Here is a 26757-nt window from a genome sequence, read left to right on the forward strand (position 1 = left end):
ATGATGATGCAAGAGCAAGTCCGTGAGGACGCCGGTGGAGCGATTTTGTTCGACGCCGCCGCATCGCCACAAGTCGACGGTAACTGGTTCGCGCCGGCCTACTGGAGCGAACGGGGTGCCTTGCGCACCCAGGCGGGCGGGCGCGGCGGCATCGCGATCGTCGATACACCCGCGGGCGAATGCGTGCTGAAGCACTATCGGCGCGGTGGCATGGTGGCCGCGTTGATGGGCGATCGCTATCTGTGGAGCGGCCGCGATCGTACGCGAGGCTTTCAGGAGCTGCGCCTGCTTGGCGTGATCGCCGAGCTCGGATTGCCCGGCCCCAGGCCCGTGGCAACGCGATATATCCGTCATGGCCTGTTCTATAGCGCCGATCTGCTGACCGGTCGTATTCAAGACGCCTCGACGCTGGCCGAGTATCTTGCCCAGGGGCGCCTGGACGACACGCTGGCCGTTGCCGTCGGCGATGTGATCGCGCGGTTTCATCGTGCCGGCATCTGGCATGCCGATCTCAATGCACACAACGTGCTGATCGCCGATACCGGTTTGTACCTGATCGACTTCGATCGCGGCGAACGGCGCACGCCGGAACGGGCCTGGCAGCAAGCCAACCTGCAGCGGCTGCGTCGATCGCTGCTCAAGCTTGGCGCTGCGGGGCAGGGCGAGGCGGCGTTCGACGCAACGATCTGGACGTCCCTGATCGAACGCTACGAGCGTACCCTTACCTTATGAACTGGACTCTGCATTTTCTCGGTGTCGGTGCGGCACATGCGGTCGAGCTGGGCTCGTCCGCTGCGGTGCTCGAATGCGACGGCAAACCGGTACTGTTGATCGATTGCGGTCCGGACACGCTCGAACGTTATATGGCCGCCTATGGCGAGCCGCCGCGTGCCTTGTACATCACGCATACGCATATGGATCATGTGGCCGGCCTGGAGCGGACGTTCTTCCGCCTGTGGTTCGACGAAACCTTGCGTGGCCAGACGCGCTTGTTCGCGCACGCCGGTTTGATCCCCTGGCTGCAGGCGCGTGTCGCGGATTATCCGGGCGTACTCGCCGAGGGCGGGGTGAATTTCTGGGAGGCGTTCCGGCTGGTGCCTTGCAGTCGCGGCTTCTGGCTCAATGGCCTCTGGTTCGATGTGTTCGCCACGCGTCACCATATGCCCGGTACCTCTTATGGCGTTGCCTTGGGTGGCAGCTTTGCCTATACCGGCGACACGCGCCCGATACCGGAGATGCTCACCCGCTACGCCGGTGGCAATGAAATCATCGCGCATGATTGCGGCATAGCTAGCAACCCATCCCATACCGGCGTGGACGATGTCGAGCGCGAGTACCCCGCCGAATGGCGCGAGCGTTTGCGGCTTTATCACTACGGTAGCCACGCCGATGGCGCGACCTTGCAATCGCGTGGTTTCCAGATCGCCAGGGCCGGCGATCGCATCGCCTTGCCCACGCCGCCGCCGCCACGTGCGGATGCCGGCTGATCCCTTTAGAACGAGAATCGAAGCATGAGTACGCAATCGCTGCGCCGTTTCGCCCGCTACAAGGCCTGGGCCGACCGGATGATTTTCGAGGCCGCCGCCAAGTTGCCGGAAGAGGAGCTGTTGCGGCCGCGCCAGGTGGTTTTCGGCAGCATGCTGGCGATGCTCACCCACGTGTACACGATCGACAAGGTTTTTCAGGCCCATCTCGAAGGCCGCGAGCATGGATTTACCGCTCGTATCACTAGCGAAAAGATCGCGCTGGACGAGCTGGCGCGGCGTCAGTTCGAACTGGACGAGTGGTATGTCGCCTGGGCCGATGGGCTTGGCGAGGCGGACGTCGACGAGACCGTGCAGTTCGGCTTTATCGGTGGCGGCGAGGGCGCCATGACCAAGGCCGAAATCCTGCTGCACCTGGTCAGCCACACCAACTACCACCGCGGGTTTGTCGCCGATATGTTCTACGGAGCCGGTGCGAGGCCGCCGACCACCGATTTCCCGGTCTTCCTGCGCGATGTGGCCCAGGTCGCCTGAGACATGTCTCTTGTCACTGGTCCCGCCGCCCGCTATCCTTTCGCCTCTTTGCCGGGCCAATAGGCCCCGCAGCGCAGGTTTCACCACCGCGGAGAGGTGTCCGAGTGGTTGAAGGAGCACGCCTGGAAAGTGTGTATACGGCTTATCCCCGTATCGCGGGTTCGAATCCCGCCCTCTCCGCCAGTGAGTGAACCCTCGCAATAAAGTCTATGGTGGCCCTGTCGGTCCCCCCGCGACGATAGTTCGTAAACTCCGCCAGGTCCGGAAGGAAGCAACGGTAGCGAACGATTCGGGTGCCGGGGTGTGGCTGGCAGGGCCGCCGCCTTTCTGGGCCGCGTAGCGGCCGGGCTGCAAAGCAGCGCGCACCTTGGCACAATCGTCCTTCGCCCCAAGGTAATAGCGAATGTCCTATCAAGTCCTAGCCCGCAAATGGCGTCCCCGTAAATTCGCCGAACTGGTCGGGCAGGAGCACGTGGTACGTGCGCTTACCAATGCGCTCGACACCGGGCGCATGCACCATGCCTACCTGTTTACCGGCACGCGTGGCGTCGGCAAGACCACGATCGCGCGTATTTTCGCCAAGTCGCTCAATTGCGAGCGCGGCGAGTCGGCCGATCCCTGCGGCGAGTGCGCGGTCTGCACGGCAGTCGATGCGGGACGCTTTGTCGACCTATTGGAAATCGATGCAGCCAGTAACACCGGCGTGGACGACGTGCGCGAGGTGATCGAGAACGCGCAGTACGCTCCGGCCCGCGGCCGCTTCAAGGTGTACCTGGTCGACGAGGTGCACATGCTCTCCAAGCCGGCTTTCAACGCCTTGCTCAAGACGTTGGAAGAGCCGCCGCCGCATGTGAAGTTCCTGCTCGCCACCACCGACCCGCAGAAGTTGCCGGTGACGGTGCTGTCGCGCTGCCTGAAGTTCAATCTCAAGCGCCTGCTGCCGGATCAGATTTCCGGGCAGATGCGCCATATCCTCGGTGCCGAGAATATCCAGTACGAAGACAGCGCCATTGTCGAGCTGGCTCGCGCCGCCGACGGTTCGCTGCGCGATGGGCTGTCCTTGCTCGATCAGGCCATCGCCTATGGTGGTGGTGCGCTGCAGGCCGATGACGTGCGCGCCATGCTCGGTAGCGTGGCGCGCGGACAGGTACTTGGTCTGCTGGAGGCGTTGGCTGTCGGTGACGGCCAGCAGCTGTTGAACGAATGCACACGCATTGCCTCGTTCTCGCCGGATTTCGGTGGCGTCCTGGACGATCTGGCCGCCGTGCTGCACCGTCTGCAACTGATTCAACTGGTGCCGGGCTATCGGCCCGAAGGTGGCGATGCCGACGACAGCGCGCTTGTTGCGCTGGCCGAGCGACTGATGCCCGAGGACGTGCAGCTTTATTACCAGATCGCCACGGCGGGTCGCCGCGACCTGGCGATTGCCCCCGATGCGCGTACCGGTTTTGAAATGGCGATGCTGCGCATGTTGGCCTTCCGTCCGGCCGATGGCGGCGAAGCGCCGCGCCGTGAACGTCCTGCCGCTGCTCCCGTGGCGCGTCAGGCCGAACCGCCTGCACCGCGCGCGGCACCGCCGGCACCGGTGGAACGACAAGCCGCTCCACCGATGGCTCGACCCGAGCCGGTGGCTGCGGCGCCGGTACCTACGCAAGCGCCGGCACCACGTGAGGTGCCGCGCGATGCGCGTGGGCTGCCGGTGTGGGAGGCCTTGATCGAACAGGCGGGCTTGCGCGGACCGCTGGGCCAGTTGGCCCAGAATGCACATTTGCGCGAGCGCGATGGTCAGACGCTGGTCATGGGGCTGCAGTCGGCGCATATGCATTTGGCGGTGGAGCCGATGGTCAGCCAGATGGAAGAACGCATCAGCAACGCGCTGGGCGAGCGCATTCGGTTGCGTTTCGTCAACGATCAGAGCGTTGCCGCGCATACGCCGGCCGCACGCGCGGCCAACGCGCGCGAAGAGGCGCAGTCGGCCGCCGAGGCATCCATCGACAGCGATCCGCTGGTGCAATCCTTGAAGCGCGAGTTCGGCGCCAAGGTGGTGCCGCAATCGATCAAACCCTTCGAGCCGTAAGCGCTCGTTACCGATAAAACCTGAGTCACCGGAGAAGATCATGAGAGGACAAATCGGCCAGCTGATGCAGCAGGCGCAGCGCATGCAGGAAGACATGAAGCGCGCGCAGGAAGAAATCGCCAAGCTCGAAGTCACCGGCAGCGCCGGCGGCGGCCTGGTCACGGTGGTCATGAGCGGTGCGCACGAAGTCCGCCGCGTCACCATCGACCGCAAGCTGTTCGCCGACGACCCGGAAATGGCTGAAGACCTGGTAGCTGCTGCGATGAACGATGCGGTTAACAAGGTTGCCGAAGCGAGCAAGTCGAAGCTGGGCGGTGTCACGGCGGGCATGAATTTGCCGGCCGGGTTCAAGATGCCGTTCTAAGAGCAGGAGTAAGTGAAGAGGAGTGAGGAGTGAGTAGAAGCTCGCTAGCCCTCACGGTCTCGCTTTCACTCACTTCTCACTCCTGATCACTCTCAACTGATTCTTATGTCGTCTAGTTCACCACTTCTTGCCGATCTCATCGAAGCGCTTCGTTGTTTGCCCGGCGTGGGCGGCAAGAGTGCGCAGCGAATGGCGTTTCATCTGCTGGAACGCGAGCGCGAGCGTGGCCTGAAATTGGCCGGCGCGCTGGAACAGGCGATGCGGCGTATCGGCAATTGCAGTCGCTGCCGCAATTTCAGCGAGGATCCGGTCTGCAGCCTGTGTGCGAGCGCCAGCCGTGATCGCCATACGCTGTGCGTGGTCGAGTCGCCGACGGATCTGGCGGCGATCGAGCAGGCGACCGGTTTTCGCGGACAGTATTTCGTCTTGCTCGGACGTTTGTCGCCACTGGACGGCTTAGGTCCGGAAGAGCTGGGCCTGGCTCAATTGAACGAGCGGTTGGCCGAAGGCGAGGTCGCGGAATTGATCATCGCAACCAACCCCACCGTGGAAGGCGAGGCGACCGCGCATTACCTTGCGCAACTGGCGCACCAGGCCAAGGTACGGCCCAGCCGGCTTGCGCATGGCGTACCGCTGGGCGGCGAACTGGAATACGTCGATCGCGGCACGTTGGCGCATGCCTTCGGCAGCCGGCAGAACGTGGACTGACGATGCCCGTACTGACGTTGGAAATCCCAGGGTCCGATGAATACCGCGCGCTGCGTGTGGCGGCGCGTCTGAGCGCCAAGAGCGCCGAAGCCGCCGACGCCGGGCTCAAGAACAGCTGGGCTTCGGTATGCGTGCGCGACAACGGCGAACTGATCGGTATGGGGCGTATCGTCGGCGATGGCGGTCTTTTTCTGCTGGTGGTCGATATCGCGGTAGCGCCTGCCTGGCAGCGCAAGGGTTGGGGCGCGAAGATCATGCAGGCCTTGATGGATGAGCTGCACGCGCGGGCTCCCAAGAGCGCACATGTCGCCTTGATCGCCGACGGCACCGCGTCCCAGCTTTACCAGCGTTTCGGCTTTGCGATGTCGGCGCCAGGTGCGCATGGCATGCAGATGCGCCTGTAAAAATCATTGAAGGAGCAGCTTGTGGGCGACACCATTTTCGGCAAGATCATCCGCCGCGAAATTCCCGCGGACATCGTTTACGAAGACGATGACGTACTGGCGTTCCGCGATCTCAATCCACAGGCACCGGTGCACGTGCTGTTTATTCCCAAGCGCGCGATCGCCACGCTGGATCAGGCCACGGCAGCGGATGCGGAGCTGCTGGGCAAATTGTTGCTTGCCGCGGCGGCGTACGCGCGTAGCGAAAACCTGGCCGAGCAGGGTTATCGCACGGTAATCAACTGCAATGAGCACGGCGGGCAGACGGTGTTTCATCTGCATGTACATCTGCTGGGCGGGCGACAGATGCATTGGCCGCCGGGCTAGAGCCAGGAGTGAGTGAAGAGAAGTGAGGAGTGAGAGAAAGGCACGCTGCTCTTACTCGCTCCTCACTCCTCTTCACTCACTTCTGGTTTTTCTTCACTCACTCCTAAAAAGAAACGCCGGCTCTGGGCCGGCGTTTCTTTGATCGCATGTCGCTTACTTGGATGGCCCGCGCGGTACCACGATCACCCGGGTCGGGCGATAGTAACCGCCGCCCCAGTACGGGCCCCACGGACCACCCCAATACGGGCCCCAGCCCGGACCCCAGAACGGGTCGTAATAGGGGTAAGGGGCGACCGCTACGCGCTTGGGCCACAGATAGACCACATCGGCTTCGACGCGCGGGTAGGCATAGTCGTATTCGCCTACCTTTTGCGACACGGTGCCGTGCAGCGTACCGGTGACGGTCACTTCACGACCTCGCGAGAAGACCTCCGGGTCGTAGAAGCCCGCACGACAGGCGACAAAACGCCCGCCGCCTTCGGACTGACTACGCCCTTCAGGACGGGCTTCGCTGTCGAGCGGACGCGACATCAGGTAGAAGCAGGTCTCTTGCGGACCCGGTTCCGTCTTGATGATCTCGCCGCCCCAGCGGACCTTGCTGCCACCAGCGCCGCCCTGCTGGGCCTGCGAGGTGGATATATCGGTATATGTGCCTTGCAACGGTTGGGGAATCGTTGCGCAGGCGGCCAGCGTGGCAGTCATGGCTGCCAGGGCCATCGTCTTGTACATGGGCATGATGGCTTTCTCCTTTGGGGCCGGAAGCATGCTTATCCTCCTAACACCTTCATTTGACCACGCGGCGTGGTCGAAAATCCCGTACGGCTCGCCGAAAGGCGCGCAGCGATTCAGGGGGCGGTTCGTCATGGGCGTAGCGCAGGTCGAGATAGCTCCTCATCAGCTGTTCCAGCCTATCGCGCTGATGGGGCAGGGCCCTGGCAGCACGACTCAGGTAATGCTGCGGTCCCTCGCTGTGACGGCGTATGACATCAACGCGGGCCAATTTGTGCTCCAGACGCGCCATGGCCGCTCGAAGCGGATCGGTTTCGCGCTGCCGCCACAAGGCCCATACAAGACCGATCATGGCAAACAGCACGCAACCGATGGCCAGCAGCAACCCAAGTTTCTCGGCATCGGTTTCGGCAATGCCCAGTGGCGACAGCAGGCCGCGCTGACGTAGCGCGCTGAAGCCGATAACGCCTTGGTTCCACCAACGGTTGACGACGTCCCAATGGTTGCGTGCATCACGTAACCATTCGCTACCAAACCAGTTTCCCTGATCGCCTGCAACAGCGGCGGCACCCAGGCTGACGCGATCGGGTCGTACCGCGGCGGTGGGATCGACACGCACCCAGCCGCGTTCGGCGATCCACACTTCGCCCCAGGCATGTGCGTCCGATTGCCGCACCAGTAGATAGTTACCCAGGCCGTTCCAGTAGCCGCCCTGGTAGCCGGTGACCACGCGTGCCGGAATGCCGGCAGCGCGCATCAGTATCGTAAAAGCTGACGCATAGTGTTCGCAGAAACCTTCGTGCGTGGAAAACAGGAAGTCGTCCATCGCATCGCGCCCCAACGGCGAGGGCGCCAGCGTGTAACGGAACACGCCGTTGTGGAACAGGGTCAATGCTTCGCGCACGATGGCGTTGGTGTCATCGCCATGACGCTGACGCCAGCTCTGCGCCAAGGCGATCGTCTTGGGATTGAAGCCATCGGGCAGTTGCAACGCGCGTCGTCGCGAGCGGTCATCCAGCACCGGTTGCAGGCGATAGGTGAGCGCCGATTCCATCGAATAGGTCAGCGCGTCGTTGACCGGTCGGCTGGCGACGACTTCGCGATCGCCGCCAAGTTGACCTTGCGGTGGCGCCTCGACCGGTACATCCATGGCAGGCAGCACCGTCTGTCCGCTCGGTTCCAGGCTGATCTGGTATTTGATCGTGCGTTCGGCGACCAAGGATGCCGGCTCGCGCGGATAGTCGGCATAGGCCCAGCTGCGGCCGTCATAGCGCCACATGACGTAGGCGCGAAAATAGCGCGCGCTGTTTGGCGGCGGCGTGCCGTCGAAGCTCACGCGCATGGCGGGACGATCGTCGGTCAGCAGGTCGGCGAAATCGCCCGGTGACATGCGGTCGCTCAAGCCGGTGCGCGCTTGTGACGAAGGCGGCGCCCCCCACAAGGGCGAGCTCAGTCGGGGTACCGCGACAAACGCGAATAGCGCGAGCGGCAGCGACAGGCCGAGCATGGTGAGTACGGGCAGGAGCTCGCGCTTGAGCGATACCGGTACGCGCGCGGGTTCCAGTGCGCGCAGAGCTGCCAGTGCGGGCAGCAGGCCGAGGGCGACCAGGAAGGTAATGACCATGCCCTGGTCGAACAACAGGGCGGTCATCAGCGCAAAGCAGGCGAAGGCGATGCCCACGCGCGCATCGCGCGCCGTTTCCGATTCGAGCAGTTTCAGTACCAGCAAACCTACCGCGAGCGCGGCGCCGGCTTCGCGACCGAACAGGCTGCCGTAGCTGGTGATGATCGCGATAGCGAGCAGACCCAATAGAGGCAGCTTGAGGTAGACCGGCGCGCGTCCGGGTTGCTCGCGGCGCTTCCACCAACGCCAGCCAAGCAGCAGCGCCAGCACCACGCTCAGCCAGATCGGCAGATGCCCGATATGCAACACGAACACGCTGGCGATGGTCACGCACAGGAGATCGAATGCACGGTTATCGAGCGGCTGTTCGTGACGACCGGTACGGCGCAGGACGAATTTCATGGCATGCGCGCCAATGCGTTCATGCAACGCTCGTAATGCGATCGACCGCGACCGGAAGGAATGTCTTCTTCGGGCAGCCACAGGCTGCTGGCGCGCCCGGCGTTTTCCGCTTCGCCGACCCAGCGCGCCAGACGCTGTATGCGCGACTCGTTATCCAGGTGTTTGACCACCCGCCAGTCCAGTTGCCAGTCCTGGCGGCCTTCGGGCTGCTCGAATTCCTTCACCAGCAGGCTGTGGTGACGGGCGCTGACCTTCCAGGCGATATGCCGCATCGGATCGCCCGAGTGATAGTCGCGTAGCGCAGCCAAGTCATCGCCGCGGCGCAGTTGGCGACGCTGATCTTCGTCGCTGGATGGCAGATTCGGCGGCGGCCCCATGGCTTCCGGACGCGGCCATACCAGTACCTTCTGTTCCGGATAGACCCAGCTCCAGGCCCGAAACAGACCGAATGGCCAGGTGCTCCAGATCTTGATGCGCGGCAGCGGCTGCCAGCCGCGCTCGAAAGTGGGCATCGGCAGATCGATGTGTATTTTTTCGTTTGCCTGCAAGGCAAACGCGCGCGACTGGCCGTCGATGTCCACACGCACGCTCTGATAGATGCGCCCGTTGCCGGAAAAATGCAGTCGTACCTCGATCGGTTCGCCGGCGATCGCGTGGCCGGACTGTATCGTCGTCAGTTGCAAGCCGTTCAAGGTGCGGAACGCGACCAGCATGCTCGACGATGCCGCTGCACCGAGCAGGCAGGTCAGCAGCAACGCAGCGTTGTTGGCGTAGTTCAGTGCGCCGACCAGCATGACGATCAGCAGTACGCAAAAACCCATACCGAAAAACGAAGGCACGATGTAGATGCGGCGGCGATGCAGCCGGATCGGCAGGGATTCGGCACGTCGATAACGCGTCAACGCCGGCAGCCGGCCCTCGGCCCAGCGCTGTAGACGCCCCAGGGCCTCTTGCATCAGTTGACCGCCACCTCGGCAAGCAGGCTACGCGCCAGCGTATCGCCGGTCGCGCCACGTGCGGGCACCAGACGATGCGCGGCGAGCGCCACGAACAAGGCCTGGACGTCTTCGGGAATCACATGGCCGCGACCGGTCAGCCACGCCCATACGCGGGCCGCGCTCAACAGGGCCAGACCGGCACGCGGTGACAGGCCAACGCGAATGTCGGGATGTTTGCGGCTGGCGGCAAGCAGGGCCTGCAGATAGTCGAGCAGGGCCGCGCTGGCATTCACCGTCTGGGTTTCGCGTTGCAAGGCCGAGAGGTTGGGACCATCCAGTTGCGGTTCGAGCTGTGCCAGCAGGTCGCGCCGATCGCTGCCGACCAGCAAGGCGCGTTCGGCCGCCGCATCGGGATAGTCCAGCGACACGCGCAACATGAAGCGATCGAGCTGCGAATCGGGCAGCGGGAAGGTGCCGTTGAGGTCGAGCGGGTTCTGTGTGGCCACCACGAAGAAAGGCTGTGCCAGCGTATGCGTCTGACCGTCTACGGTGACCTGACCTTCGGCCATCGCCTCGAGCAGGGCGCTTTGAGTTTTCGGCGTGGCACGATTGATTTCGTCGGCCAGCAGCAGGCCGGTGAAGATCGGGCCCGGATGAAAGCGGAACTGCGCGGTCTCGCGCTCATAGACGCTGACCCCGATAATGTCCGACGGCAACAGGTCGCTGGTGAACTGCACGCGCTGGAAATCGAGCGCGAAGCTGGCGGCCAGCGCATGAGCCAGGGTGGTCTTGCCGACGCCAGGGACATCTTCGAGCAGGAGATGGCCGCCGGCGATCAGGCAGGTAAAGGCGAGTTTCACCTGGCGGGGCTTGCCGAGCAGTACGCGATTGACCTGGGCCATGGCGGCATCCAGGCGGGAGCGTAAGGTTTCGTCGTGGAGCGAAGTAATGGCGGACATGGGCGATGGGCGACCGGCAGTGGCGGGACGGGGGAGATCGCGTGCGTGAGGAAAGCAGTGTAGCGGTCGAACTCAGGCGCTGGCGAGACGCTTTTGTCACGGCGTTCGTCGGTCTGCTGGCGATCAAGCTGCTGATTGCCTGCACGCTGTCGCCGTTTGGCGACGAAGCGTTCTATTGGATGGAGAGCCGTCGCCTCGCATGGGGCTATAGCGATCTGCCGCCTCTGACCGCTTGGTTGATCCGGTTGGGCGAGAGCATTGCCGGTCACAGCCTGATCGGTATGCGCTGGCCATTCCTGCTGCTGGGAGGTGTGCTGCCCTGGCTGGTCGTGTGGTTTGCCCGCGAAGCGTTCGATCGACGGGCGGGGTGGCAGGCTGGCCTGTTGTGTCTGGCGCTGCCCCTGGCGGGTAGCCTTGGCGTACTGGCGTTGCCGGATGTGCCCCTGACCGTCGCGATCATGCTTGCCATGCTGGCGCTATTGCGCGCGATGCGCGGTAACCGGTTGAGCGACTGGATGCTGCTCGGATCGGCGCTGGGCATGGCATGGGCGACGCATTATCGCGCCGCCATGGCGATGCTTGCCGGCTTGCTGCTCCTGCTCGTCACCGAGCGTGGACGTCTGCAATGGCGTCGCGGCGGCCTCTGGCTGGCGTTATTGCTCGCTGCGCTGGGGCTGGTGCCCCTGGCGATTTCCAATTGGCAGCAGCGCGGCGCCGGTATCGCTTTCCAGCTGGTCGAACGCAATGCATGGCAGTTTCAGGTCGATGCGCTGGTACAGCCCCTGGAGCAGGCCGTGGCGTGTACGCCGTTGCTGTACGGCATGCTGTTGTGGGCGGCATGGATGTGCTGGCGTCGTCGCAAGGAGGGCGCGCCCTGGGATCTGATTGCCGTGGTGTCGCTCAGCTTTATCGTGCTTTATTTCGTGCTGGGGCTGTTTGCCGACGACCTTCGCTTTCGTGCGCACTGGCCTTTGCCGGGTTATCTGCCTCTGCTCGCGGCCTTGCCCGTGCTATGGCGGGCGCAGGCACAGAAGCGCGGCTGGCGCCGCTTTGCGTGGCTTGCCTTTGCGTTGGCGGCGATAGGGCAGTTGAGCGGTATGGCTTATCTGGGTTTGGCGGCATCGCGCGATGGCGCGGCAGCGTTGGCGTCGTTCAAGGCATTTCCCTCCAACTTCGTCGGTTGGCGCGAGAGTGGCGATAGCGCACGCGAGTTATTGCGAGACAAACCTGCGGTATTGGTCGCCGATAATTTCATGCTTGCCGCGGAGCTCGATTTCCAGTTGGGTGCCGAGCGACCCGTGTATTCACTGGATAGCCCGCTAAACGTAAAACATGGCCGCGCGCCACAGCTCACCGCGTGGCGCCTGGATGAAACCGGGCTCCGTAACGCACATGCGGGCGAGCCGGTGTTGCTGGCTGTCGATGAAACGGCCTTGCGCGAACGCGAGCGTGCCGCCTGGCTGGGCACCGTTTGCAATCGTCTGATCGAGATTCAGTCGCTCACGCGACTGGATCTGTTTGCAGGACGCAAACGTATTGCTTTTTACGCAGCGCGCGTGCCCGAGGCATCCTCGTCATCGGCGCCGGCCGATCCGGCGCACTGCCTGGTCTGGCAGCGCGCCGTAGCGCCTTAGCGGCACTGTTGCGGCAGATAGCGGGCCAACAAATCGGAGGAACATTTCCATTCCAGGCTATCGGCCCCAGCTGACGTGCTTAACCACAGATGCTTACCATCGATGGTGCTGCTGGTCGAATGGATCGTTACCTGCAAGGCGCATTGATGCGGATCGTTGTTGAACGAACCGATAGTGATCGCGCTGACGGAGTGGTCCGCATAGGCATCGGCGTCGCGCAGGCCGGCTTCTCCGTTGACCGGGCAACGCTGTTCGGTTCGATAGGCCGCGGCAAACGTCGGCTTCAGGGCTTCCGCGCTCATGTAGGCGCTAACGACTTGGCTGCGCATCACATAGGTCTGATACTGCGGAATGGCGATCGCCGCAAGCATCGGCACGATGACGAAAAACACCAGCAGCAGAATGCAGACGGCGACGATCGCGCCGGAGCCTTCTTTTTTCTGCCGTTCGGGATGCTGCGTATAAGCCCAGCGATCGACCACCAGGGTGCTCGCGAGCAAGTCATGCAAGGCCTGCTTGCGTGAGGTGAACAGGCTTATCAGATAGCCGATGCAGAGCAGGAAGCCGGAAAGTATGCGGCCGAACCAGCGGCCGATGGCGCGACCCCAACCGATCGGTTTGCCGTCCAGGTCGGTGACCTTGATGCCCAGCGCGCGCTTGCCGAAGGTGGCCTGATGCGATGAACTCTCCTGTACGCTCGAATACAGCAGCGATAGAAGAAACATCGCCGGATAGATCCACAGAAAGTATTGCGGCTGCATATGTCCGGAGGCCGCGCCAATCATCGCCAGCACGACGACAAGCACGACGCTGATGACCCAAAGAATTAGCGAGTCGAGCATCAGGGCGAGAAAGCGGCGCGCGAAGCCGCCGTAAATCACTTCGTTCGCGTTTGTCGCATAGGCCCAATCCGCTACAAAGCCGGAAGGGCTGGTGGCAAAGGGATTGGTTTCGACCAGGTCAGGTGGTGTCGGCGGCAAGGGCGGTTTCGCAGCGGTCGGTGGCCGCAGCTCATGCTCCATCGACGACAGCGGCTGCCATTGCGCAAGACCTTCGCGCCATACCAGGCTGGTCGGTCGCAGGCGCCCCTGTGCGATGACCTCCAAAAGCTGCTGTTGCGACATCGGCCCTTTTCTCTGGCCGAGCAAATCCACGAAGTACCAGGTGACTTCCTTCTGCATCGTTGGTTTCCCCCTATAGGAAGCCTCACGATAGGCGAAGTCCTTGCGGGTGTCATCGGGGGCTGCGCAGCCTTTTACGGCACCGAAACGCCCGCTTCCCTCAATAGGCGCGTCAGCCCGATCAGCGGCAGGCCGATCAGCGCGGTGGGGTCCTCATTGTCGATCCGCTCAAACAGGCTGATACCCAGCCCCTCGCACTTGAAGCTGCCGGCGCAATCGAGTGGGTTTTCGCGTGCTACATAGCGTGCGATTTCGGTCTCGTTGAGTACGCGGAACTGCACCCGGGTGTGATCGACGTGGAAATAGCGCACGCCATCGCGGGTATCGAAAAGACACACGGCCGTATGAAAATGCACTTCCTGCCCGGAACTGGCGGCCAACTGGGCGCGCGCACGCTCGGCGACCCCGGGTTTGTCCAGCACCGCGCCATACAGTTCGGCGACCTGGTCCGAGCCGATCACCAGCGCATCGGTCTGGCCCGCGCCGGCGGCTTCGGCCTTGGCGATGGCCAGGCGCAGCGCGCGATCGGCGGGGGCTTCACCCGGTTGGGCGGACTCGTCGGTCCCCGGGGCACGTTGTTCGAATTCGGGATAGACCCGGCGTAACAGTTCGGCGCGATAGCTGGAGGTGGAGCCAAGAATCAGACGGGGAGAGGTCATGCATCGGTCTCGCGGCGGATTTGTTCGCGCATGGCGTCGTCCAGATCGTGTTGGGCCTGGTCCAGCCCGGCCAGAAGCGGGCGGAGTCGATTGCGGGCTTCGCTCATGGTCGCCACGGCCTGGTCCAGCTCCTGCTGGGTGGCTCGTGGTGCCTTGTCGCGAATCCATATGCGTTGCTGCAGCAGTGAGCGAAGTCCGGCCTCGATGGCGTTGCGGGCCTCTTTTTCGCTCTGGGCGGGCAGGTCGGGGTTGAGCGACATGACCGCGTGGGCCTGCTGCAGGCCGTTGCGGCAGTTCTTGAGGTCGATTTCCAGGCGGTCGGCCAGCTCCAGCAGGTGGCGAACGCTGCCCGTACGCCGGTAAAGTCGCTGGCGATAGGCGATAGCAATGGCGCCCGCGATAGCCAGTACAATGAACAGGGTGGTCAGACCGGCCATCAGGTAGGCGTTCACGAGGGGCGTGGGCTCGAAGGCGTGTAAGGCGTTCAGTCTGCCGCATGGAGCCCGATCGACGCAAAACGATCCTTTGCCCCCGCCTTAAGCGCTTGTATGCAGTTGACTTCTCCCTTGCCTGAACCTAGAATTTCACGATTATGTCCGTGACACTGCCAGAGTCCGTGGACGCATGGCGCATGGTCGCGGCAAGGCGTTCGTTTCAAGGTGCCTTGCCGATCGCTGCCTTGCAGCGCCTCTCCGAGGTGCTCGCTGGCACGAATGGGGCGGCTCAGTACGAGTTGGATTTTGGTCGCGATGAGTTCGGTACGTCCTATCTGGATGTGCGTATTCAGGCGCCGCTCGAACTGATCTGCCAACGCTCGCTGGAGCCGTTCGTGTTGCCGGTAACGGTGGATACGCGGTTGGGTTTGATTCGTACTGAGCGCGAGGAGTCGGCACTTCCCCCGGGAAGCGAGCCGCTGCTGGTTGCCGAAGACGGCAAGCTGAGCCTTGCGGACGTGATCGAAGACGAATTGCTGTTGGCATTGCCGCTGATCCCGATCAACCCGGAAAGCAGCCTGCCGGAAGAAGTAGTTGGCCTTGAGCCGGAGCAATCCGCGGCTGAGGGTCGTCCCGATAACCCGTTCGCGGTCTTGCGCGAACTCAAGAAAAACTGATTTAGCTGGAGACTTGCCATGGCCGTTGCCAAGAGCCGCAAAACCCCGTCCACCCGCGGCATGCGTCGTTCGCACGATGCGTTGAAAACCGTGCAGCTGGCCACCGATCCGACCAGTGGCGAGGTGCATCTGCGCCATCACGTCACCAAGGACGGCTACTACCGTGGCAAGAAGGTCATCCAGACCAACGCTTCGGTGGTCGAAGAAGATTGATCGAGCCCTGAGGGCCTGTCACCAGGCTCCTGGACTTTGGATCAGCAAAGCGGCGCGACTACGCGCCGCTTTGCGTTTTGGCGCTCAGGCAGCGTAACGTTGCCGGTTTGGCCGCCCGGTTTTTCTGGCCGGCCCGCCTGGCGCGTCGCGCCCCGCAACTGGATAGTCAATGGCTCCGATCTACTCTCGTATCGTCGCGACCGGCAGCGCGCTGCCTGAGCGCGTGCTGACCAACGCCGACCTGGAAAAATTCGTCGATACCAGCGACGAATGGATTCGTAGCCGCACAGGTATCCGACAGCGCCATATCGCCGCCGACGGCGAAACCACCGGCGATCTCTCCACGCTTGCCGCGCAACGCGCGTTGGATGCCGCGGGCATCAAGGCGTCCGAGATCGATCTGATCGTGCTGGGCACGACCACGCCCGATATTATTTTTCCGTCCACGGCCTGCCTGGTGCAGCATCGTTTGGGCGCCAACGGTTGCGCCGCATTTGACGTTAACGCTGCCTGCTCGGGCTTCGTCTACGCCCTGGGCGTGGCCGACAAGTTCATCAAGACCGGCTCGGCGAAAAAGGCTTTGGTGATCGGTGCCGAAACGTTGACTCGCATGATCGACTGGAACGAGCGCGAAACCTGCGTGCTGTTCGGCGACGGCGCGGGCGCGGTGGTACTGGAAGGCAGCAGTGAGCCGGGCATCTACGCCACCTGCCTGCACGCCGATGGCGGTCACAAGGAATTGTTGTACAACCCGGTGGGCGTGTCCGCCGGTTTCACCGACGAACCCAACCATGGCGTGCGCATTCGCATGGCTGGCCGCGAAGTGTTCAAGGTGGCGGTCAAGACGCTCGACGCGTTGGTCGAAGAAACGCTCAGCGCGGGCGGGATGGATGCCGCGCAGCTCGATTGGCTGATCCCGCATCAGGCCAACCTGCGCATCATCGAAGCGACCGCCAAGCGCTTGAACATGTCGATGGAGCAGGTGATCGTCACGGTCGATCAGCATGCCAATACTTCAGCCGGCTCCGTGCCACTGGCGCTGGACCATGCGGTGCGTTCGGGCAAGGTGAAGCGCGGGCAGAATTTGCTGCTTGAGGCGTTTGGTGGTGGATTTACGTGGGCTTCGGCGTTGTTGCGTTATTGAGCGCACTGCCGGTTTGTGACGCTGCGGTCGCGACTGAAGTCGCTCCTACAAAGATCCGCAAGGTTTCCGAGTTTTTGTAGGAGCGACTTCAGTCGCGACCGACATTGACGCAACCAGGGAGCTGCGGCTGTAGTCACTCCCGCAAAATGCCGGCCGCCACGCTTTTCTCTCCCCAAACAGCTGCGTACGGAGCCCATAACTGGCACCATTCCGCTTTTGGTACCCCGGACGCTTCCTACTCCATGACTCCATCTGCCTCGCTCGCTTTCGTTTTCCCCGGCCAGGGTTCGCAATCGGTCGGCATGCTGGCCGAACTGGCCGCCGCACACGGCGACGTCAAAGCCGCGTTCGATGAAGCCTCGCAGGGCGCGGGCGTCGACCTGTGGACAATGAGCCAGCAGGGGCCCGAGGAGCAGCTCAACAGCACGCAGAACACCCAGCCGGCGTTGCTGGCGGCCAGCGTCGCTGTTTGGCGCGTCTGGCAGAAAGTCGGCGGCGCACAGCCGGCGCAGATGTCCGGTCACAGCCTGGGCGAATACAGTGCCCTGGTTTGCGCGGGAGCCTTATCGCTGCATGATGCGGCCGCCCTGGTTGCCGAGCGCGGCCGCTTGATGCAGGCCGCGGTGCCCGCGGGCGTCGGCGCGATGGCGGCGATTCTCGGCGGCGACGATACACAGATTGCCGCCGTGTGCGAAGAAGTGGCGCAGGGGCAGGTGGTGGCGCCGGCCAATTTCAATTCGCCCGGTCAGCTGGTGATTGCAGGGCATGCCGAAGCGGTCGATCGTGCCTTGGCCCGCCTGGCCGAGCTCGGCGTGAAGAAGGCGGTCAAGCTGGCCGTGTCGGTGCCGTCGCATTGCGCGCTGATGCGCGATGCGGCCGAGAAGCTCGACGAGCGCATGGCCTCCATTGCATGGCAGCTGCCGGTGATTCCGGTTGTGCAGAACGCGGTGGCCAAGTCCTTCGATACGATTGCCGATATCCGCGGCGCGTTGCAGCAACAGCTCTATATGCCGGTGCGCTGGACCGAATGCGTGCAGGCGCTGGTGGCTGGTGGTGCGACTCGCATCGTCGAGGCAGGCCCGGGCAAGGTGCTCGCCGGTTTGATCAAGCGTATCGACAAGAGCGTCGAAGCCCGCGCTATCGGAACTCCTGCCGATCTCGATGCCGTACGTGCCGAATGGTCGTGAGCGTCGCTTCGAAATTTTGCTATCCGATGCATAAGGAATCCTGAGCATGAGTCATTCTTTGCAGGGCGAAATCGCTCTGGTCACCGGCGCCAGCCGTGGTATCGGCGCTGCGATCGCCGATGAACTGGCCCAGCGCGGCGCGACCGTGATCGGTACGGCGACCAGCGAGTCGGGTGCTGCGGCTATCGGTGAGCGGCTGGCGGCACACGGCGGTTCGGGTCGCGTTTTAAACGTGACCGACAGTGCGCAGGTCGAGGGCTTGATCGATGCGATCGCCAAGGAGTTCGGGCCGGTCTCGATCCTGGTCAACAATGCCGGCATCACGCGCGATCAGCTCCTGCTGCGCATGAAGGACGAGGATTGGCAGGCCATTCTCGATACCAATCTCACCTCGGTTTACCGCACCTCCAAGGCGGTGCTGCGCGGCATGATGAAGGCACGCAAGGGCCGCATCATCTCGATCGCCTCGGTGATCGGCCTGACTGGTAACCCGGGCCAGGCCAACTATGCCGCGGCCAAGGCCGGCATCATCGCGTTCTCCAAGTCGCTGGCGCGCGAGATCGGTACGCGCGGGATCACCGTGAACGTGGTGGCGCCGGGCTTTATCGATACCGACATGACGCGCGCGCTGCCGGAGGAGTCCAAGCAGGCTCTGCTGGGTCAGATCGCCCTGGGCCGCCTGGGCGAGTCGAACGATATTGCGCAGGCGGTGGCGTTTCTCGCGTCCCCGGCGGCGGCCTATATCACCGGCGAGACGCTACATGTCAATGGCGGCATGTACATGCCCTGATAGTGAAATTTGGAGGCCAGGCCTTGAAGCCTGGCCCGGGCGTGCCCATACAGGCTCGCGTCTCAGCGTATTGGGATATTTTTCGGCAGTTGTCGCCAGCGGGCAATTTTTAGGCGACAATTAGCCTTTCGCGTCGGCCCGATGGGTCGACACATAAAACCGCGCCGGCGGACCGTGGCGGCCAACAGGCTTAGCCATTACAATCCGCCGGCCTTGCCGGTCGGAAGGCCGGTTCAAGACAAGCAACTACTCCTTGGGAGGTATTGGCAACATGAGCACCATCGAAGAACGCGTCAAGAAAATCGTCGTCGAGCAGCTGGGCGTGAAAGAAGATGAAGTCACGGCGAACTCCTCGTTCGTGGACGATCTGGGCGCGGATTCGCTGGACACCGTGGAACTGGTGATGGCTCTCGAGGAAGAGTTCGAGACCGAGATTCCGGACGAAGAAGCCGAGAAGATCACCACGGTGCAGCAGGCCACTGATTACATCAAGGCCCATACCAAGGACTGATCGTGACGAGGCCGGCATGCGCTTATCGCCTTGCCTGCCGACGAAAGCGATATCGAAAGCTGCGCCATATCGGCGCAGTTTTCGTTTCTGCAATAAGCAACGTCCGACCCCGTATGGTCGCCTTGTATAGGCCTGTGAGGGCCTCAAGGTATCGGACGGCGTGGCTGCAATCGATGCGGTAGTTAGCGACGGCGGCCGCGGAACCCCAAAGGGAAAGATCAGATGAGCAAACGACGTGTGGTAGTAACCGGCATGGGCATCATTTCGCCGGTTGGCAACGACCTCGCCAGCGCCTGGGACAACATCCTCAAGGGTGTCAGCGGTATCGGTGAAGTCACCCATTTCGACGCGACCGCCTATGCCACGCGCATTGCCGGTCAGGTCCGCGATTTCAACCCAGGCGACTGGATTGCGCCCAAGGACATCAAGAAGATGGATCCGTTCATCCACTACGGCATCGCCGCGGGCACGCAAGCCCTGCGCGATTCCGGTCTGGAAGTGACGGAAGAAAATGCACCGCGCATCGGCGTGGCGGTGGCGGCTGGTATCGGCGGCCTGCATACCATCGAACATACATCGATCGAACTGCATGAAAAGGGCCCGCGTCGCGTGTCGCCGTTCTTCGTGCCCAGTTCGATCATCAACATGGTCTCGGGCCATCTGTCGATCATGTACGGCCTGAAGGGGCCGAACATCGCCTGCGTCACGGCTTGCACCACGGCCACGCACAATATCGGGCTGGCCATGCGCATGATCCAGTACGGCGATGCCGACGTCATGGTGGCCGGTGGCGCTGAATTCGCCACCACCGGCACGGCGATGGCGGGCTTCTGCTCGGCCAAGGCCATGTCTACCCGCAACGACGCGCCGACCAAGGCCAGCCGTCCGTGGGACAAGGATCGCGACGGCTTCGTGCTGTCCGACGGCGCCGGCGTGCTGGTGCTGGAGGAATACGAACACGCCAAGGCACGCGGCGCGAAGATCTACGCCGAGCTGGTCGGCTTCGGCATGAGCGGCGATGCGTATCACATCACCGCGCCGAGCGAAGGCGGCGAGGGTGCGGCACGCTCGATGGAGGCTGCCCTGAAGGACGGCGCGCTGAACCCGACCGACGTGCACTACGTCAACGCGCACGGCACCTCGACGCCGCTGGGCGACCTGGGTGAAGTGCTCGCGGCCAAGCGCGTGTTCGGCGATTACGCATACAAGCTGCCGGTCAGCTCGACCAAGTCGATGACCGGTCATCTGCTCGGTGCAGCCGGCGGCGTGGAAGCGATCTTCAGCATCCTGGCACTGCGTGATCAGGTGCTGCCGCCGACGATCAATCTCGACGAGCCGGGTGAAGGCTGCGATCTCGATTTCGTGCCGAACACGGCACGCGAAGCGAAGGTCGACGTGGTGATCTCCAATTCGTTCGGTTTTGGCGGCACCAACGGCACCCTGGCGTTCCGTCGCGTCTGATTGGCGTGACCATATCGGTGCGTTACCTTGCCGGCCGGCGCGATCTGCTCGCGCCGGCCGCGCTGTTTCCGGAGCATTATCCCTGCCTGCTCGAAAGCGTGGTCCGCGGCACGCCGCAGTCGCGCTATGACCTGCTGTTCGCGTTTCCACGCGCAAGCCTGACCTTGCATGCCGATGGGCGCGTGCTCGATGACGCGGGCGTCCTGCAGCCCGGCGGTTTTCTCGATGCCCTCGATCGCGCGTGGCAAGCCGAGCGCACGGACGTGGGCGACGACGAGTTGCCGTTTCATGGCGGTTGGGTAGTGATGCTGGCCTATGAGCTGGCCGCGGAAATCGAGCCCAGACTGAAGCTGCGCCGACACGACGTTCTGCCGGTGGCGCTGGCCTTGCGCTGCCCGGCGGCGATCATTGTCGACCATCTGCGGGACCGTACGATGCTGGTGGCGGAAGAGGGCAGCGAAGCGCTGCTCGATCAGCTCGAGGCGGATATGGCTTCGCAGTGGTCGGCGCAGGCCTTGCCGGCACCATCGGCTATCGATGAAGACGCGCCCGCGCTTTTCCTCGATGGCGTCGAACGCATTCACCAGCATTTGCGCGACGGCGATATTTTCCAGGTCAATCTGTCGCGTGCATGGCGCATGTCTTATGCCCAGCCGCCCAGGCCGGCCGACGTTTATGCGGCCTTGCGCCAAGCCAATCCGGCACCGTTTGCCGGCCTGTTGCAGCATGGCCACTGGGCGATCGTCAGCTCCTCACCCGAGCGGCTGGTCGAAACGCGCAAAGGCATGGCGCAGACGCGTCCCATCGCCGGCACCCGGCCGCGTGTGGCGGGCGACGACGAACTGGCGCGGATTCGTGAATTGAGCACGCACCCGAAGGAGCGCGCCGAGCACGTCATGCTGATCGATCTGGAGCGTAACGACCTGGGACGGGTCTGCGTGCCGGGTACGGTCGAGGTCGACGAGCTGATGGTGGTGGAGAGTTATGCCCACGTTCATCACATCGTGTCCAATGTGCGAGGTCGCCTGCGCACCGGAGTGACGCCAGGCGAGGTGATCCGTGCGACCTTTCCGGGCGGTACGATCACCGGTTGCCCGAAGGTGCGCTGCATGGAAATCATCGCTGCGCTGGAGGACGCACCCCGCGGCGCCTATACCGGCGCGCTGGGCTATATCGATCGCAACGGTGACCTCGATTTGAACATCTTGATCCGCACGCTGACGCAGTCCGCCGGACAGATCAGTCTGCGAGCCGGCGCCGGGATCGTGACCGATTCGGTGGCTGCCGCCGAGCTGGAAGAAACCCGCGCCAAGGCACGCGGCCTGTTGCGTGCACTCGGGGCTGCCGGTTGATGTCGACCGCGCCGGTTCGCCTGCTGCTGGACGGCAAGGCGGAAGCTGCGGTGTCTCCGCTCGACCGAGGCCTGCTTTACGGCGACGGCCTGTTCGAAACGGTTCGCTTTGCCGCCGGCAGCGCGCCCCTGTGGGCGCGGCATATGCAGCGGCTGCAGCACGGCTGCAAACGGCTTCATCTGCCAGCCATCGACGCCGAACACTTGGAAAGCGAAGCGTTGAGCGTGATCGACGGCATGCCCGAGGCCGTGGTGCGTATCACGATCACGCGCGGCATCGGCGAGCGTGGATACCGCTTGCCTGCCCATCCGCAGCCGACGCGCCTGGTGGCCGCATTTGCGCCGCCGCCATCGCCGCCTGAGGACTATCGCGATGGCGTGGTGGCGCGACTGTGTGCGCTGCGGCTGGCCTCGCAGCCACTGCTGGCAGGCCTGAAGCATCTCAATCGACTGGAACAGGTGCTAGCGCGTGCCGAATGGGACGACCCGGCAGTGTTCGAAGGACTGCTTTGCGACGAAGCCGGTCGAGTGATTTCGGCCACCATGGCCAATCTGTTTGCGGTCATCGACGGCGTCATGGTGACGCCGGCACTCGACCGCTGTGGCGTGGCGGGTGTCGCGCGCGCCGAAATCCTGGCCAGAGGGGGCGTGCAAGTGCGCGATTTGCCGCTCGATTTACTCTGGCAGGCCCAAGAGCTCTTTCTCAGTTCCAGCGTACGCGGCATTCTTCCGCTTCGGACGGTGGGCGAAACGGCCTTTGCCCCCGGTCCACACACCCGTGCCTTGCAACAGCATTGGCGCGATCTGGGTTTTTCAGGAAGCCAAGCATGAGCCGTAGCAAGCAATCCGGTGGCGCGCTGTTCCGCGTCGTGGTGGTCATCGTCCTATTGGCGATCGCCGCCGGAATCGCCTATGGCTGGTTCGACTTCGCGCGTTTCAGCCGTACGCCGCTCACCCTCACCACCACCAATCAAAGTATCGATATCGGCCGTGGCAGCAGTTTCAAGGATATCGTCGGCGAACTGCGCCAGCGCGGCTTTACCCAGGCATCGCCGCTTTACTGGCGACTGCTGGCCGAGCAGATGCGCGTGGCTGGCAAGCTGCATGCGGGCGAATATGCCCTGAGCGGCGGCATGACGCCGCGCGACCTGCTGACCAATATGGCGGCCGGCAAGGTGTTGCAGCGCTACTTCACCATCGTCGACGGCTGGAATTTCCGCGAGCTGCGCCAGGCGCTGACGCATGCGGATCGTTTGCGACAGGATGGTGCGGTGCTTGACGACAAGGCATTGATGGAGAAGATCGGCAGCGCGGGCGAAGAGCCCGAAGGTCGTTTTCTGCCCGAGACCTATGCGTATGTGAAGGGCGATAGCGATCTGGACGTTCTCAAGCGTGCGCATGCGGCCATGAGCAAGGCGCTCGACGCAGCGTGGCAGGGCCGCGACAAGGACCTGCCGCTGGCGACGCCTTACGACGCGCTGATTCTCGCGTCGATCGTGGAGAAGGAAACCGGTCGTGCCGACGAGCGCCCGCGCATTGCCGGCGTATTCGTGCGCCGCCTGCAGATGCATATGTTGCTGCAGACCGATCCCACGGTGATCTATGGCATGGGCGACAGCTACGCCGGCAACATCCACAAGTCGGATCTGACCACCGACACCCCATACAACACGTATACGCGCCAGGGCCTGCCGCCGACGCCGATTGCCATGCCCGGCAAGCCGGCATTGCAGGCGGCGACGCATCCGCTCAAAGGCAGCGAGCTTTATTTCGTGGCGCGTGGCGATGGCAGCCATGTGTTCTCATCGACCCTGGACGAGCACAATCGCAACGTCGCCTGCTACCAGTTGAAGCGCTGCTCATGACACGCGGACGATTCATTTCACTCGAAGGTGGCGAGGGCGCTGGCAAGAGCACCTTGCTGGCAGGTCTGCGCGACTACTTCGTGCAGCATGGCGTGGAACTCGTACAGACGCGCGAGCCGGGCGGTACGCCGCTGGGTGAAGCGGTGCGCGCCATCGTGCTCGATCCGGCCAAGCGTGGTATTGCGCCCGAAGCCGAGCTGCTGCTGATGTTCGCCGCGCGCGCGCAGCTGGTGCGCGAGCTGATCGAGCCTGCGCTGGCGGCCGGTCAATGGGTGCTGTGTGACCGCTTTACCGATGCCAGCTACGCCTATCAAGGCGGTGGCCGCGGTCAGCCGCGCGAACGCATCGAAACCCTGGAGCATTGGGCCACCGAAGGCTTGAAGCCCGATCTCACCCTGTTGCTCGATCTACCCGTCGAAACCGGCCGCGCGCGCGCCGCCGGACGTGGCGAGGCCGATCGCATCGAAAGCGAAGCCGATGCCTTCTTCGAGCGCGTGCGCAGCACCTATCGGGAGTTGGCCAGGCAGGAGCCGCGGCGTTTTCGCGTTATCGATGCCAGCCAGTCGGTCGATGGCGTACTGCGTTCGGCGATCGACGCGGTCGCACCCCTGCTGGAGCAACACGTATGAGCGCAATGCCGTGGCACGACGAACACTGGCAACGGCTGCAGGCACGCAGGGAACGCGGGGCGATGCCGCATGCGCTGTTGCTGACCGGACCGGCGGCACTGGGCAAGCGCGCTTTCATGTTGCGTCTGGTGCGTGGGCTGTTGTGCCCGCAGGCGCGCGACGGCGACGCCTGTGGAGAGTGCCGCAGCTGCCTGCTGTTCGCGGCTGGCACGCATCCGGACTACGTCAGCTTGAGCTACGGGCTGCGCAAGGATGGTGTGCAGCGTAGCGAGATCGTGGTGGATCAGGTGCGTGAGCTGTCGGCACGCCTGTCCATGGCCAGTCAGTTTGGTGGCTGGCAGATCGCCAGCATCGATCCGGCCGACGCCATGAATGCCGCCGCGGCCAACGCCTTGCTCAAGACCCTGGAAGAGCCGTCGGCCCAGACCATGTTGTTGCTGGTGGCCGATGCTCCCTGGCGTCTGCCGCAAACGATACGCAGCCGTTGCCAGCGCATCGAGTTTCAGCTGCCGCCGCGTGAGGAAGCCCTCGCATGGTTGCAGGCGCAGGGCGTCAAGGATGCCGTGGCCGCGTTGGATGCTGCCAACGGCAATCCCGGTCTTGCACGGCAATGGTCGGAAGAGGGTGCATTGGCCCGTCGCCAGGAAGTACGCAAGGATCTGGCGGCACTGGCTGGTGGTCGCGGCGAAACGATGGAGGTCGTCCGTCGCTGGCTCGACAACGAGCCGGAACAGCGTTTGTGGTTTGCCGCCCAGGCCGCGGCCGACGAGGCGCGCGCCAAGGCCGGTGCGGTCGCCGGCCCTTGTGCCAGCGGACTGGACAGCGAAGACCTGGATAACTGGTACATGGCGGCCAACCGTACGCGTGAGTCCTTGCGTGGCCCATTGCGCGGCGATCTGCTGCTGCTGGAACTGCTGGCTCGTTGGCGCTGATCGGCTCCATGCTGCCCATCCCCGACAAGCAGACTCGCTTGCTGGTGATCGCACCGCATCCGGATGACGAGACGATCGGGGCCGGCGGCCTGTTGCAGCAGGTTCGCGAGGCGGGCGGCGAAGTACGTATCTGGCTGCTGACCGATGGCGACAACAACCCATGGCCGCAGCGCTGGCTGGAGCGTCGCCTGTGGATCGGTGCCGCCGAACGCGAGCGCTGGGGCCGTCGTCGGCGTAACGAAGTCGCGCAGGCTCTGGCCGCGCTCGGCATCGCACCGGAGCAGCTGGAAGGCTTCAGTTGGCCCGACATGGGACTGACCGGTCGGCTCAAGGGCCAGTTCGCCGCCATGCTCGACCTGCTCGAGGTACGTCTGCGCGCGTGGTGTCCGAATCTGGTGGTATTGCCCGACCTGGGCGATCGCCACCCTGACCATGGCGCTGCGCACGTTCTTGCGCGGCTCGCCATGGCACGCGAATCGCTGACGCCGATCCTGTTGACCTACCTCGTCCATGGTGGGGCCATGGCTGGCGCCGGGGAGATTCTGAAGATCGGTCCTGTGCATCAGGACGCCAAACGCCAGGCGATGGAGGCGCATGCCAGCCAGACCGCACTGAGCGGTACGCGCATGCGCCAGCTGGTCGAACGCCCCGAGGCATTTACCCGCGTCGAGATCGGGCGTGGCAGTCCGTCGTCATATAAGTTGCCGTGGCAGCCGGCTCCTTGGCTGAAACCTTTGCTGCGCCTGACATTGGCCAGCCCGTCAGGCGTACGCAGCTGGTCCTGGCGTCGTGCCCCGCTCATCGAACAGGGGCAGGGTCAGGTCATGCTGTCGTCCGAAGTCGTCGCGACGGCGGGGCCGCACTTCGTGAAATTGCATATGGATCTGCCATCGCCTTGGATTTTCGATGTCTGGGGCTGGCATGAAATCTCCTGACGTTGCCAAGCAAAGCGCACCGAAGCTGCGCCGGCTGCGTTAGGATGCCGCTCAAGTTATTCGTGCCGCAGGGGCAGACATGAATCCCGCCGTCAACGCTCGCCAGGGCATTATTTCCTTGAAGATCAAGGATGCCGCTGCGCTCTATAACGCGTACATGCCTTTCCTGAAGAACGGCGGGCTGTTTGCGCCCACGGCGCAGCGTTATGCCTTGGGCGACGAGGTGGTGCTGCTGGTCAATCTGACCGACGAAGGGGAGCGGCTTTCTGTCGCAGGCAAGGTGGTATGGGTGTCCCCGGTTGGCGCGCAGGGTAACCGCACGGCCGGCATCGGCGTGCAGTTCAACGAATCACCCGACGGCGAAGCGGCACGTACCCGTATCGAGAATCTGCTGGCCGGCGTGACGGCATCCGAGCGCCCGACTCACACGATGTAACGCATCAGGCTGGAGTCCAGCAGGGCTTCTGGCTGACGAATCGTGTGTTGAGGCCGTCTTGCTATCGCCCCCGATGTGGCGATGCAAAAAAAGATAGCCGCGTTTGCTTTCTTTCCTGACGGCAAATTT

Annotated in this window: 30 protein-coding genes, 1 tRNA gene and 1 other RNA gene; 25 read left to right on the plus strand and 7 right to left on the minus strand. The window is 63.5% G+C overall.

What is annotated here, in order from left to right; all coding sequences use genetic code 11:
* The 10 genes from QMG46_RS13520 to QMG46_RS13565 all read left to right on the plus strand — a co-directional run bounded on the left by QMG46_RS13520 (position 1) and on the right by QMG46_RS13565 (position 5937).
* Positions 1 to 732 (plus strand): 3-deoxy-D-manno-octulosonic acid kinase, encoded by a 732-nt coding sequence (locus QMG46_RS13520; protein WP_281848352.1) that lies wholly within the window; start codon positions 1 to 3, stop codon positions 730 to 732.
* Positions 729 to 1487: an MBL fold metallo-hydrolase gene (locus QMG46_RS13525; RefSeq protein WP_281848353.1), complete on the plus strand. Its 759-nt coding sequence runs from the start codon at positions 729 to 731 to the stop codon at positions 1485 to 1487. The genes QMG46_RS13520 and QMG46_RS13525 overlap by 4 nt, the downstream gene beginning before the upstream one ends.
* A gap of 24 nt (positions 1488 to 1511) precedes the next feature.
* Positions 1512 to 2018, plus strand: a complete 507-nt coding sequence (locus QMG46_RS13530) for a DinB family protein (RefSeq protein ID WP_281848354.1) — start codon at positions 1512 to 1514, stop codon at positions 2016 to 2018.
* Positions 2019 to 2108: 90 nt separating this feature from the next.
* Positions 2109 to 2201: transfer RNA gene (locus tag QMG46_RS13535), tRNA-Ser, on the plus strand.
* Positions 2202 to 2237: 36 nt separating this feature from the next.
* An RNA gene (gene ffs / locus QMG46_RS13540) (signal recognition particle sRNA small type) lies at positions 2238 to 2334 on the plus strand.
* An 87-nt stretch (positions 2335 to 2421) separates the two neighbouring features.
* Positions 2422 to 4095 carry a DNA polymerase III subunit gamma/tau gene (gene dnaX, locus QMG46_RS13545; protein ID WP_281848355.1) on the plus strand — a complete coding sequence of 558 codons (1674 nt, stop codon included), beginning with the start codon at positions 2422 to 2424 and terminating at the stop codon, positions 4093 to 4095.
* A gap of 40 nt (positions 4096 to 4135) precedes the next feature.
* Complete coding sequence (locus tag QMG46_RS13550) at positions 4136 to 4459, plus strand: YbaB/EbfC family nucleoid-associated protein (protein WP_281848356.1); 324 nt, start codon at positions 4136 to 4138, stop codon at positions 4457 to 4459.
* A 105-nt stretch (positions 4460 to 4564) separates the two neighbouring features.
* Positions 4565 to 5167, plus strand: a complete 603-nt coding sequence (gene recR / locus QMG46_RS13555) for a recombination mediator RecR (protein WP_281848357.1) — start codon at positions 4565 to 4567, stop codon at positions 5165 to 5167.
* Positions 5168 to 5169: 2 nt separating this feature from the next.
* Entirely contained in the window at positions 5170 to 5571 is a 402-nt protein-coding gene (locus tag QMG46_RS13560; RefSeq protein ID WP_281848358.1) for a GNAT family N-acetyltransferase, read from the plus strand.
* Positions 5572 to 5592: 21 nt separating this feature from the next.
* Entirely contained in the window at positions 5593 to 5937 is a 345-nt protein-coding gene (locus QMG46_RS13565) for a histidine triad nucleotide-binding protein (RefSeq protein WP_281848359.1), read from the plus strand.
* A 153-nt stretch (positions 5938 to 6090) separates the two neighbouring features.
* Here QMG46_RS13565 and QMG46_RS13570 read toward each other — a convergent pair whose 3' ends face one another.
* From QMG46_RS13570 to QMG46_RS13585, 4 genes are read right to left on the minus strand one after another with little or no spacing between them, the layout of a single operon-like run.
* Complete coding sequence (locus QMG46_RS13570; protein ID WP_281852892.1) at positions 6091 to 6672, minus strand: Slp family lipoprotein; 582 nt, start codon at positions 6670 to 6672, stop codon at positions 6091 to 6093.
* Positions 6673 to 6721: 49 nt separating this feature from the next.
* Complete coding sequence (locus QMG46_RS13575) at positions 6722 to 8692, minus strand: transglutaminase TgpA family protein (RefSeq protein ID WP_281848360.1); 1971 nt, start codon at positions 8690 to 8692, stop codon at positions 6722 to 6724.
* Positions 8689 to 9648, minus strand: a complete 960-nt coding sequence (locus QMG46_RS13580) for a DUF58 domain-containing protein (RefSeq protein WP_281848361.1) — start codon at positions 9646 to 9648, stop codon at positions 8689 to 8691. Before QMG46_RS13580 ends, QMG46_RS13575 begins: the two co-directional genes overlap by 4 nt.
* Positions 9648 to 10589, minus strand: a complete 942-nt coding sequence (locus QMG46_RS13585; RefSeq protein ID WP_281848362.1) for an AAA family ATPase — start codon at positions 10587 to 10589, stop codon at positions 9648 to 9650. The genes QMG46_RS13580 and QMG46_RS13585 overlap by 1 nt, the downstream gene beginning before the upstream one ends.
* A gap of 41 nt (positions 10590 to 10630) precedes the next feature.
* On the opposite strand from QMG46_RS13585, the gene QMG46_RS13590 reads away from it, so the two are divergent.
* Complete coding sequence (locus QMG46_RS13590) at positions 10631 to 12223, plus strand: ArnT family glycosyltransferase (protein WP_281848363.1); 1593 nt, start codon at positions 10631 to 10633, stop codon at positions 12221 to 12223.
* On the opposite strand, the gene QMG46_RS13595 is transcribed toward QMG46_RS13590, so the two are convergent.
* The 3 genes from QMG46_RS13595 to QMG46_RS13605 form a co-directional block, all read right to left on the minus strand.
* The gene (locus QMG46_RS13595) at positions 12220 to 13404 is read right to left on the minus strand and encodes an RDD family protein (protein ID WP_281848364.1); all 1185 of its coding nucleotides are present in this window, start codon (positions 13402 to 13404) and stop codon (positions 12220 to 12222) included. The two genes, QMG46_RS13590 and QMG46_RS13595, sit on opposite strands and share 4 nt — an antisense overlap.
* A 74-nt stretch (positions 13405 to 13478) precedes the next feature.
* Positions 13479 to 14063, minus strand: a complete 585-nt coding sequence (locus tag QMG46_RS13600) for a Maf family protein (protein WP_281848365.1) — start codon at positions 14061 to 14063, stop codon at positions 13479 to 13481.
* Positions 14060 to 14515, minus strand: coding sequence for a hypothetical protein (locus QMG46_RS13605; RefSeq protein ID WP_281848366.1), 456 nt, complete (start codon positions 14513 to 14515; stop codon positions 14060 to 14062). The genes QMG46_RS13600 and QMG46_RS13605 overlap by 4 nt, the downstream gene beginning before the upstream one ends.
* Positions 14516 to 14655: 140 nt before the next feature.
* On the opposite strand from QMG46_RS13605, the gene QMG46_RS13610 reads away from it, so the two are divergent.
* From QMG46_RS13610 to QMG46_RS13675, 14 genes are all read left to right on the plus strand, one after another.
* Positions 14656 to 15174: a YceD family protein gene (locus QMG46_RS13610; RefSeq protein ID WP_281848367.1), complete on the plus strand. Its 519-nt coding sequence runs from the start codon at positions 14656 to 14658 to the stop codon at positions 15172 to 15174.
* Between the two features lie 18 nt (positions 15175 to 15192).
* On the plus strand, positions 15193 to 15387 hold the full coding sequence (rpmF, locus tag QMG46_RS13615; protein ID WP_281848368.1) for a 50S ribosomal protein L32: 195 nt from the start codon (positions 15193 to 15195) through the stop codon (positions 15385 to 15387).
* A 169-nt stretch (positions 15388 to 15556) separates the two neighbouring features.
* Entirely contained in the window at positions 15557 to 16531 is a 975-nt protein-coding gene (locus tag QMG46_RS13620) for a beta-ketoacyl-ACP synthase III (RefSeq protein ID WP_281848369.1), read from the plus strand.
* A 242-nt stretch (positions 16532 to 16773) separates the two neighbouring features.
* Complete coding sequence (gene fabD, locus QMG46_RS13625; protein WP_281848370.1) at positions 16774 to 17718, plus strand: ACP S-malonyltransferase; 945 nt, start codon at positions 16774 to 16776, stop codon at positions 17716 to 17718.
* Between the two features lie 46 nt (positions 17719 to 17764).
* Positions 17765 to 18508 carry a 3-oxoacyl-ACP reductase FabG gene (fabG, locus tag QMG46_RS13630; protein WP_281848371.1) on the plus strand — a complete coding sequence of 248 codons (744 nt, stop codon included), beginning with the start codon at positions 17765 to 17767 and terminating at the stop codon, positions 18506 to 18508.
* Between the two features lie 271 nt (positions 18509 to 18779).
* Positions 18780 to 19019, plus strand: coding sequence for an acyl carrier protein (gene acpP, locus QMG46_RS13635; protein ID WP_281848372.1), 240 nt, complete (start codon positions 18780 to 18782; stop codon positions 19017 to 19019).
* 222 nt (positions 19020 to 19241) lie between these two features.
* The gene (gene fabF, locus QMG46_RS13640; RefSeq protein WP_281848373.1) at positions 19242 to 20480 is read left to right on the plus strand and encodes a beta-ketoacyl-ACP synthase II; all 1239 of its coding nucleotides are present in this window, start codon (positions 19242 to 19244) and stop codon (positions 20478 to 20480) included.
* 17 nt (positions 20481 to 20497) lie between these two features.
* Positions 20498 to 21832 (plus strand): aminodeoxychorismate synthase component I, encoded by a 1335-nt coding sequence (locus QMG46_RS13645; RefSeq protein WP_281852893.1) that lies wholly within the window; start codon positions 20498 to 20500, stop codon positions 21830 to 21832.
* On the plus strand, positions 21832 to 22662 hold the full coding sequence (gene pabC, locus QMG46_RS13650; RefSeq protein ID WP_281848374.1) for an aminodeoxychorismate lyase: 831 nt from the start codon (positions 21832 to 21834) through the stop codon (positions 22660 to 22662). Before QMG46_RS13645 ends, pabC begins: the two co-directional genes overlap by 1 nt.
* Positions 22659 to 23696, plus strand: coding sequence for an endolytic transglycosylase MltG (mltG, locus tag QMG46_RS13655; RefSeq protein WP_281848375.1), 1038 nt, complete (start codon positions 22659 to 22661; stop codon positions 23694 to 23696). Before pabC ends, mltG begins: the two co-directional genes overlap by 4 nt.
* Positions 23693 to 24325, plus strand: a complete 633-nt coding sequence (gene tmk, locus QMG46_RS13660; protein ID WP_281848376.1) for a dTMP kinase — start codon at positions 23693 to 23695, stop codon at positions 24323 to 24325. Before mltG ends, tmk begins: the two co-directional genes overlap by 4 nt.
* Positions 24322 to 25257: a DNA polymerase III subunit delta' gene (gene holB, locus QMG46_RS13665; RefSeq protein WP_281848377.1), complete on the plus strand. Its 936-nt coding sequence runs from the start codon at positions 24322 to 24324 to the stop codon at positions 25255 to 25257. The genes tmk and holB overlap by 4 nt, the downstream gene beginning before the upstream one ends.
* An 8-nt stretch (positions 25258 to 25265) precedes the next feature.
* A complete protein-coding gene (locus tag QMG46_RS13670) occupies positions 25266 to 26192 on the plus strand; it encodes a PIG-L deacetylase family protein (RefSeq protein WP_281848378.1) in 927 nt (308 codons plus the stop codon).
* Positions 26193 to 26271: 79 nt separating this feature from the next.
* The gene (locus QMG46_RS13675; RefSeq protein ID WP_281848379.1) at positions 26272 to 26628 is read left to right on the plus strand and encodes a PilZ domain-containing protein; all 357 of its coding nucleotides are present in this window, start codon (positions 26272 to 26274) and stop codon (positions 26626 to 26628) included.
* Positions 26629 to 26757: the final 129 nt, after the last annotated feature.

It is taken from the genome of Dyella sp. GSA-30 (assembly GCF_027924605.1).
In the GTDB taxonomy this organism is placed as follows: Bacteria; Pseudomonadota; Gammaproteobacteria; order Xanthomonadales; family Rhodanobacteraceae; genus GSA-30.